Below are 5,686 nucleotides of genomic sequence, written 5' to 3'. Positions count from 1 at the left end.
TGTTCTATGAAAAATGTTTGAGTTTGCTTAGTTCTGACGGAGTATCTAGCTTGATAACTTCTAATAAATGGATGCGTGCAGGTTATGGTGCTAGTACTAGAGAATATTTTTATAAGAATGCCGATGTGCTTCGTATTATAGATTTAGGGGCTGGCAGATTTGAAAGTGCTACAGTAGATGTTAACATAATTTTCTATTCAAAAACTAAAGAAAAATATATACGCGGAGAACGTTCTTTTGACGGAGTAAGTTATTCAGGAAATTTGAAAGAGCTTAAGAGTGCAAAGTTTAATACAGTAGTAAGTGATGTAAGCAAAGAATGGGTAATAATGAACGATTTAGAAAGGAGCATTTTTAAAAAGATTAGCAAGCATAAAGCTTTAAAAGATTGGGATATTGATATTAACGCAGGAATAAAAACAGGATATAACGAAGCATTCATTATTGATGAAAATACTAAAAATAAACTTATACAAAAAGATATAAATAGTAAATTTTTAATAAAGCCTATGTTAAAGGGAAGAAATATTTTAAAATATAAATGCAATTTTCATAATTTGTATATAATTGCTACACTACCAGCATTAAATTTAAATATAAATGACTATCCTGCAATAAAAAATTATTTAAAAAGCTTTGGTAAAAGATTAGAGCAAAGCGGAGAAAAAGGTTGTCGTAAAAAAACAAATAACAAATGGTTTGAAACTCAGGATAGTATAGTTTACTATAATAATTTTCAAAAACCTAAAATCATGTTTAATAAAGCTTCAAAAATTAATGCTTTTTATTTAGATAATGAAGGAAAATATTACGGTGATGTAACAACTTATATATTATCATCTAATAATAATTTAAAGTATTTACTTTCCATATTAAATTCTCATATGTTTTATTACGCATATAACAAATATTATGCAGGCGGAGGTATAGAAGGAGAACTTACACTTTTTACTTTAGAATTATTTCCTATCCCAGAAGTCAATTCAAAAACCAAAAACAAAATGGTTAAGCTCGTTGATAAAATTATAGAACTTAAAAAACAAAACGAAAATACTTCTGATTTGGAAGATGAGATTGATAAGATTGTGTATTCTTTGTATGGGCTGAATGATGAGGAAATAAAAATTATTGAGGGATAATTCATTGATAAAGAGGCAAAGGGTTTTAGAGTGGTATTAAAAATATGTTTTTTAATATACAGCAATACCAGAGTCAGTTCTGCCGTCACAGCCAGCCAAATAAACATCATTATCATTTTTTAAAATAATCTGTCCTCTTCCGAAATATCCGAAATTGGTAATATGATTTTTCTTACTTACATTATGACCCAATGAAGAAAGCCCCGCAACAATATCATCATTAAAATTGTACTCTAATTCTATATTCTTATCCCCTACCCATTGCCATCTAGGTTTATCCAAAGACGCCTGAGGATTAAGATTATAATCTATCAAATTACTTATTACTTGTAAATGTCCCTGAGGCTGCATGAAAGCTCCCATTACACCTAAAGCGGCATAAGGTTTGGAGTTTTTACATATGAAAGCTGGTATTATAGTATGATAGGGCTTTTTATAAGGAGCTATAAAATTATCTGAATTAATATCTAATGAAAAATTTGCACCTCTATTTTGCAATGCTATTCCAGTATCTGGTATAACCATTCCAGAACCAAATGCACAGTAATTACTTTGAATATAAGAAACCATATTTCCGTAACTATCGGAAGTAGCTAAATAAACTGTATCGCCAGATGAAAATATATGATTAATAGGCTCTAATGCATTATTTCTATTGATAAGCGAAGCTCTTTTTTTGGCATATTCTTTTGAAAGCATTTCTTCAATAGAAGTTCTCATATGATAAATATCAGCAACATATTTTTTAGTGTCTGCAAATGCCAATTTCAAAGCCTCTATTTTATAATGAACTTTTTCTAATTCATTTAAATCTGTCAAATCAAAATTCGATAAAATATTTAAAGCCATTAATACAGTAATACCATGCCCATTAGGAGGAATTTCATAAATATCATATCCATTATAATTAGTGCTTATAGGAGTTACAAATTCAGGATAATACTCATTCAAATCTTCTTTAGATAAATATCCCCCATACTTTTTCATAAATGCATCTATATTTTCAGCATACTCTCCCCTATAAATACATTCGGCATTAGTTTTTCCTATATCATATAAAGTTTTTGCATGATAAGGAAGTCTCACTATTTCACCAAGTTTTGGAGTTTGTCCGTTAAAAGTAAAAGTATCAAACCAATATCTGAACTCCTCTTTCTTAAGATTATCAGATTCTTTCAAATAAATATTATAAGCCTCTTTCCAGTCAAGAGCAGATTGAGGCTGAATTGCATAACCTTCTTCAGCATATTTTATTGCAGGCTCAAGTACATCTATAAGTTTTAATCTTCCGAACTTTTTTATTAATGTTGCCCAAACTGCAGGTATTCCGCCTACTGTTATAGGTAAAAGCCCATAAGTTGGAATACTATCAAGATTAAGAGATAATATTTTATTAACATCTAAATTTTTAGGAGAAAATCCGCTTCCATTAATAGCATATAAATTATTTTCAAAATTTATTATAGCAAAAGCATCTCCACCAAGTCCGTTTGAAGTAGGTTCTACAACAGTAAGTGCCGCCGCAGTTGCAATTGCCGCATCTATAGCATTTCCGCCTTTTTTTAATATTTCAATTCCTGCCTGCGATGCTAATATATTGCTTGTAGAAACTATATTCTTTCCAAACACTACATTTCTTTTAGATGAGTAAGTATTATCATAAAAATCCATAATGAAACCTAAAACTTTATTTTTATACACTAATTATACTAACAAAAATATAATTGTCAAAAATATTTTTTAATTTTATAATTTCATCTTGGATTTATGCAAATTTATTTATAGAAACTTTCTTACTTCATCATCATAAGGATTAATCTCTAAAATTTTTTTATAACATTCTTTGGCATTTTCTTTATCATCAATTTTTAAATATAATTCTAACATTTTTTTTAGAGTATCACATCTATATGGACGCATTTCAAAATATTTTTTATAAATATCTATAGCCTTTTTATAATATTCTTTTGCCAAGCCTTTTTCATTAAGATCATTATAAACTTTTGCAATTGATATATAATACTCTTCATAATTAGGTTCTAATAAAACAGCATGCTTATAACATTTTAATGCCTTATTTTTATTACCTATTTTCATATATAAATCGCCTATATTTTTTGAATAATAACCTTTAAATTTTTTTCTCCCCAATCTGTTTTCTTCTCTGTACATACTGCTAGAACTTTTTATTTCAACTTTTATAGCTTTTTTATATGCTTCAATAGCATTGTTCTTATTACCTATAGAATTATATAAATCTCCTATAATCTCTAACCAATAATTTTTATATTTTTTACTTTCATAAACCTCTATTGCCTTTTTATAATATACTTCTGCATTTTCCTTTTCTCCTAAACTTTGATAAATATCTGCAATAGCTATAAAATTATCTCCATTATTTTTATTATCATCTAAATTTATATATTTTTTATAATATTCAATAGCCTTGTATTTTTCACCTATATACAAATATAAATCAGATAATCCTCTATAATCATTCTTATCAATATAATAATTAACAGCTTTATCAATAAGCAAATCTTTTTTTTCATGTTTGAAAAGCTTATCATACAAATCTAATAATTTTATTATATTACTGTAAGTATTTTCTTCATACATCTCCAAAACCTTATCATAATTCTTAATTTTTTTATAAATATCACATAAACGATAATAATCATTATTCTCAAAATGATTAATTTCCATAAGTTTATTATACATTTCAATAGCTTTATCATATCTGTAAATATTTTCATATAAATGAGCCAGAGTTCCATAAACTTGATGTTTAATATTATCAGTATTATTTAGTAAATATTTCTCAAGTACATTAGCTCCTTTATCACATATATTCAAATCATAAGAATATATAGTTTCTAATCCATCATAATATTTAAAATTATTAGGTTCTTCTTCTATAAGTTGATTAAATGCTTCTATCAAATATTTATAATCTTCAATATCTTTATTATATAGATATCTTATCCAACGCCACTGATGTTTTTTTATATATTCTTTATATGCATCAATACCTTTCTGATACTCTCCTAAAGCCATATAAGATTTAGCTAATGCATTTATTGCACTAGTATTTTCAATATAATCACAAGAAGGATCAATTTCTAATACCTTCTCATAATTTTCTATTGCCTTATCATATTCTTTTTTCTCAAAATATGATAATCCTAAATACATAAAATCGCTTTGATCATGCCAAGGAAGTTTTATTATTTCTTTAAATATATCTATTGCTTCATCATATTTACCCAATTTAAAATATGATTCCCCTATCACAGTAAGATAATATTCTAAATGATTATTATAATCAAAAACATAGCTTTTATTTAACTTAACTGCTTTTTCAGCATACTCTATTGCTGCATAATAATTTTTATTTTTATAATTAATATATCCTAAAAGATGCCAATATGCTGAATCATTTTCATTTAATTCTATAGCTTTTTTAATAAGTTTTAATGCTTCACTATATTTTTCATTTCTTCTAAAATAATATACATAATTGGATGCTGTATAGTATAATACTTTATCATCATTAGGATTTATTAATAAAACTTTTTTAAATAACTTTTCTGCTTTTTTATTATCATACTTAGAATAATATGCTATTCCTAATAGAGTTAAAGCTTTTGTATTATTTTTATCTTTTTTAATATACTCTTTTAATACTTCTTTAACTTCATCAATTATATTTCCATTATTATTCTCATCATTGTTTTCATCATTTTCTTTATTATCTGACTCAAGTTCATAAGAAAACTCTTTGTCTATTATATTTTCGATTTCTTCTAAAGTATAATTTTTATTTTGCATTTTTATTCTCCTTAAGATTAGATAATATATTTTTTTATATCATTTCTATTTGATCATGTCGTATATATTTTCTATGAGATAATTCAAATATATAGGCAATTCTTATTTTATTTCCTGATTGTATATCTTTTATTTTATCTTCTGCATCATTATATTTATCTATTACTAAAATTCTTTTATATGTTTTTAAAGCATTATCTTCTTTATTTATTTTCATATAAAGCTCTGCAATAGATTCTAAATAAAATATACTATCCTCACTATCTCTTACTTTTTCCTCATATATTTTTATAAGCTCTTCATAAACAAGATGGCATTCATCATATCTTGAAATTTTTTGATAGAATAATGCTAAATATGATAAGTATTCCATACAAAAACTTATTTTATCTTCATATTCTTCATCTGTATTTGATATTTTTGTCTTTATTAAATCTCTCTATTTTCTTTAGACATTTAGACATAATCCTATAGCTTTATTGTATATTTGTAAGGCACTTTCTTTATCATTTATTTTCATATATAAATCTGCTTGTTTTTCTAAAAGCTCATAATCATTTTTATTTTTTAATATTTCTTTATCATAATTTTTTAGGGGCTGTCCTAGATAACTTAAATTTGTTATAATTTAGTTATGAAACGAAGTAAATTAAGCCGAGAAAAACAATTAAAGTTAATAGAACATTTTGTTGCAGGAACTACAGCCCGAACAGCTT

General features: G+C 25.6%; 4 protein-coding genes and 1 pseudogene. 2 read left to right on the top strand and 3 right to left on the bottom strand.

The window, feature by feature from the left end:
- On the top strand, positions 1 to 1,139 hold a 1,139-nt coding region (locus Q1J76_RS01560; protein ID WP_300365758.1), incomplete at its 5' end, for a TaqI-like C-terminal specificity domain-containing protein.
- Positions 1,140 to 1,190: 51 nt separating this feature from the next.
- On the opposite strand, the gene Q1J76_RS01555 is transcribed toward Q1J76_RS01560, so the two are convergent.
- The 3 genes from Q1J76_RS01555 to Q1J76_RS01545 all read right to left on the bottom strand — a co-directional run bounded on the left by Q1J76_RS01555 (position 1,191) and on the right by Q1J76_RS01545 (position 5,343).
- Positions 1,191 to 2,810 (bottom strand): gamma-glutamyltransferase family protein, encoded by a 1,620-nt coding sequence (locus tag Q1J76_RS01555; protein WP_300365755.1) that lies wholly within the window; start codon positions 2,808 to 2,810, stop codon positions 1,191 to 1,193.
- A 108-nt stretch (positions 2,811 to 2,918) separates the two neighbouring features.
- Entirely contained in the window at positions 2,919 to 4,970 is a 2,052-nt protein-coding gene (locus tag Q1J76_RS01550; RefSeq protein WP_300365752.1) for a tetratricopeptide repeat protein, read from the bottom strand.
- Between the two features lie 34 nt (positions 4,971 to 5,004).
- Entirely contained in the window at positions 5,005 to 5,343 is a 339-nt protein-coding gene (locus Q1J76_RS01545) for a hypothetical protein (RefSeq protein WP_300365748.1), read from the bottom strand.
- A 261-nt stretch (positions 5,344 to 5,604) separates the two neighbouring features.
- Here Q1J76_RS01545 and Q1J76_RS01540 point away from each other — a divergent pair.
- Positions 5,605 to 5,686 (top strand): annotated as a pseudogene (locus Q1J76_RS01540) (IS1595 family transposase); the annotation flags it as partial.

This window comes from Brachyspira sp., from assembly GCF_029258575.1.
Taxonomy (GTDB): Bacteria; Spirochaetota; Brachyspiria; order Brachyspirales; family Brachyspiraceae; genus Brachyspira.
This window is presented reverse-complemented; position numbering and strand designations above follow the sequence as displayed.